Source organism: Porticoccus sp., from assembly GCF_965660005.1.
In the GTDB taxonomy this organism is placed as follows: domain Bacteria; phylum Pseudomonadota; class Gammaproteobacteria; order Pseudomonadales; family Porticoccaceae; genus Porticoccus.
The window spans coordinates 18,794-22,420 of the sequence record NZ_CBFHYF010000029.1; the positions used below are offsets into that span (position 1 = coordinate 18,794).

Below are 3,627 nucleotides of genomic sequence, written 5' to 3' on the forward strand. Positions count from 1 at the left end.
ATGATAAGATCAAAGTCACTATAAATAGGCCGATACCGTCGCAAAAAATGGGAAGAAATTGAAGCCTTCACCTACTCTACAAGCAATTTTTTTTAGCCGCCTCGGGCTGCTGGTTGCTTTATTTTTCGTCGTGTTTTCAGGCATCGCCGACCACTCCGGCATCAGCGACAAAATGCTCGCCAAGATCCATAACAAATATGAGGCTTCCGCTCAGTCACGCATTGAATATTGGCAGCACATGGCTCACGAATATCGCGATAAAGACGATATGGCGCAACTCAAGGCAGTCAATGATTTTTTTAATGGCGCCCGCTTTGTCAATGACATTGACCTGTGGAAAAAAAATGATTACTGGGCGACACCCATTGAATTTCTTGCCAGAGACGCTGGTGACTGCGAGGATTTCTCCATCGCCAAGTATTTCACGCTCAAGGATATGGGCATGGATGTTTCAAAATTGCGCATTACCTATGTCAAGGCTGAGCTGCTCAACCAGGCACATATGGTGCTGGCTTACTATCCCACACCATCTTCTGTGCCCCTGATTCTTGATAACATCAACAAACGGATTAAGCCGGCCAGTGAACGCAGTGACCTGCGACCAATTTACAGTTTTAACGCTGACAATCTATGGCTGGCGAGAACACGCAATGAACAGCTCAAGGCAGGGAAATCAGATCAGCTCAATCTCTGGCGCGATCTTAACGAAAGGATGGCAAGGGAGCTGGAGTAAAAGAAATTACCTACTCTTAAATGCGTCGAACAAAATCATGGTCAAAAAAATCCCCAGCTAATTGCCGGGGATTTTCAGTTTCGCCGGATCACTATTGTTCAGCAACCAGACTATTGGTGCTGACAAGACTTTCAATCACATCCGCGGAAGAAAACTCACCACCGGTGGTCAAGTCAACACCTTCCAACGTAATCGTCTGTGTAACCGAACCAGCTTGGGAGCCATCCACATCGACATTAATCGTTGTGTCAGTACCATCGGAGGTAATCGTGAGATAGTCATCAAGGGCCTCTGCCAGGGTCATTCCTGAGGTATCCAGACCCACCAGTAACTCGGACAGGTCGATAACGTCACCCTCGGAGACATCGTAACTACCACTCGACTGGTTGAAGTCCGTGATGGTGTCGGTAGCACCAACACCGGCATCACCGGACAACCATTTGAACACATCTGAGCCCTCTCCGCCTGTGAGGATATCATTACCCGCACCACCAACAAGGATATTGGCATTGGCGTCACCAGTAATCACATCATCAAAATCGGAACCAGTCACATTTTCAATATTGATCAGCGTGTCAGCACCACTACCACCTGTAGCTGTTCCAGCCGCAAGGTTGACATTGACCGCACTTGATGAGTTTGCGTAACTGACTGTATCGTTACCAATGCCGCCATCAATTGCGTCGCCATCAAGGCCACCCTCAATCAGATCATCGCCAGCACCAGCAACAATGGTGTCATCACCATCACCGCCGAAGATCAGATCATTGCCGTCACCACCGGTAATGGTGTCGTCACCACTGCCACCAACCAGGGTATTGTTTCCGGCAACACCATTAATAATGTCATCACCTTCCCGACCAAAGATTACATCATCGGTGATCCCGCCTGTCAGGGAATCATTACCCTCCCCGCCGAAGATCAGGTTCTCATTATCACTTCCCGCAACGGTAATCGCCGGATTACCCGCACTATCAAAGCTGAACTCAAACCGGACAAAACGTGCTTGCTCATTACCAGGACCGGAATCAGCATAAACGACCGTCCATTCGTCTCCGACTAGAGGAGGATTGGCCAGCAAATACTCAGCCAGCGATTGCTCGGTATCATTACCATTTAGATAAATATTCTGATAATTGACCGATGCGGTCATCAAACCAGTTTCATCGTCGTATCCCCACTGGGTTTGACCATCGTTTTCAGCAATAACAACAAACTTCAGCCCGTTGATAAACACTGATGCCGCAACCGTTGCCTCGAGCTCTTCGTCAGCCCGGTTAGCGTCGGGAATAGGAATGCCTCCAGAAGAGGGTTTGCTCTGGAAATCGGTAAACAGGTTGACAAAGCTGTTATCAATAGTGCCATCGCTGGCATCAGCGGTAATACCACTGACCAGATTTGCGCCCAGAAGCAATGTTTGCTCCTGCTCATTACCACTGGTCAATGGTGAGCTGCCATCACCAATCTGGGCGTCCTGGCCAGGAAGCTCAGATGCAGGCACCAGATGAATAGCCAAGGATGCTTCGATGGGGTCAGCATCGTCACCATTGGCAAGTCCATCGCCATTGGTATCGATTGTGATTTCGTAGAGAATCAGATCGTCAAGTTGATCCTCTATCAGGGAAATATCCAGAGATTCGTTAGGTTGAAAACGGAACTCCGGCAACTGCTCGCCAACAGCAACATAGAAAACCTGATCTGGAGCAACCTCAGTCCAAGTAGTACCGTCTGTAGAATACACCAGAGTACCTATGGTTTCCTGAACCTCATCAATCGGGGTTGTAGCCGTGATCAACTGCGTAAACTGTATCGAAAAGTCAGAATCCACATCGCTGATATTAATGTTCAGCGGATAGCCGTTTTCATACTCAGGGTTGGTCTGGAGAGGATCCAGAGGCATCCACACATCTTTCGTCACAGTATACTCGGCAGCCTCGTTCATCCCGTTCACTGTAATTGTGAGAGTGCTCGATGACTCAACACCCTTCGAATCGGCAACCGTATAGTTAAATACTTCCTGCACTTCATCGCCGACATTAAGGGCTTCCAGGAGCGGGTTATTATCATCTAAATCATAGGCATAAGAACCATCAGCACCAATTGTCAGGGTTCCATAGATACCAATAATCTGCGTGCCATTGGCAGAAGTTGTACCGGACGAGACATCTGCGCCATTGATTTTGACCACGCTGATGGTATCGCCTGTATCCACATCTATGTCTGCGACATCTGCATAAGCCTCAGCACCGTTTGCTGTATCGGGTCCATCCATACCATTGTCACCACCCAGGATGACGTTACCAGAGATAACTGGTGCATCTACAGCATCAATGCCTTCATCCACAAAGTTCGTGTCCGCCACCGCTACCGGCGCATCGTTGGCACCAAACACCGTCAGCGTCAGACTGGACTGGTTCGAGTCAACTGTGCCGTCATTAGCAATGTAGTTGAAGTTGTCCTGCAACGTGTCCGTTGCATCCACGTAGTCGTTCAGACCCTGAACCGCCGCAATACCCGCTTCAATCTGGGCAATCAAGGCCGCATCAGCTACTTCGTCCAGACCAACCAGGTCAGACACGCTGTACAGGTTGTAGCTGTAAGCACCATCACTGCCCAGTGACAGAACACCGTAATCCCCGTAAACATCGGCGCCCACGTTAGCCGCATCACCATCCACTGATACAATCGTCAAGCTGGCATTGTCCACATCAGTGTCGGCCACATCGCCGTAAGTACCGTCATCCGGCGCATCCGTAGAGTGATCCGTGGTGCTCAGCACATTGCCCGTCACCGCCGAACCCACGTCCTCTACCGTCCAGTTCGTGTCCGCCACCGCTACCGGCGCATCGTTGGCACCAAACACCGTCAGCGTCAGACTGGACTGGTTCGAGTCA

General features: G+C 49.7%; 2 protein-coding genes. One reads left to right on the forward strand and one right to left on the reverse strand.

Annotated elements, in window-relative coordinates; genetic code table 11:
• The first annotated feature begins 58 nt into the window (after positions 1–58).
• Complete coding sequence (locus ACTF5G_RS07305; protein ID WP_438952166.1) at positions 59–733, forward strand: transglutaminase-like cysteine peptidase; 675 nt, start codon at positions 59–61, stop codon at positions 731–733.
• Positions 734–824: 91 nt separating this feature from the next.
• Here ACTF5G_RS07305 and ACTF5G_RS07310 read toward each other — a convergent pair.
• Positions 825–3,627: VCBS domain-containing protein (locus tag ACTF5G_RS07310; RefSeq protein ID WP_438952167.1), on the reverse strand; the 2,803-nt coding region annotated here is incomplete at its 5' end.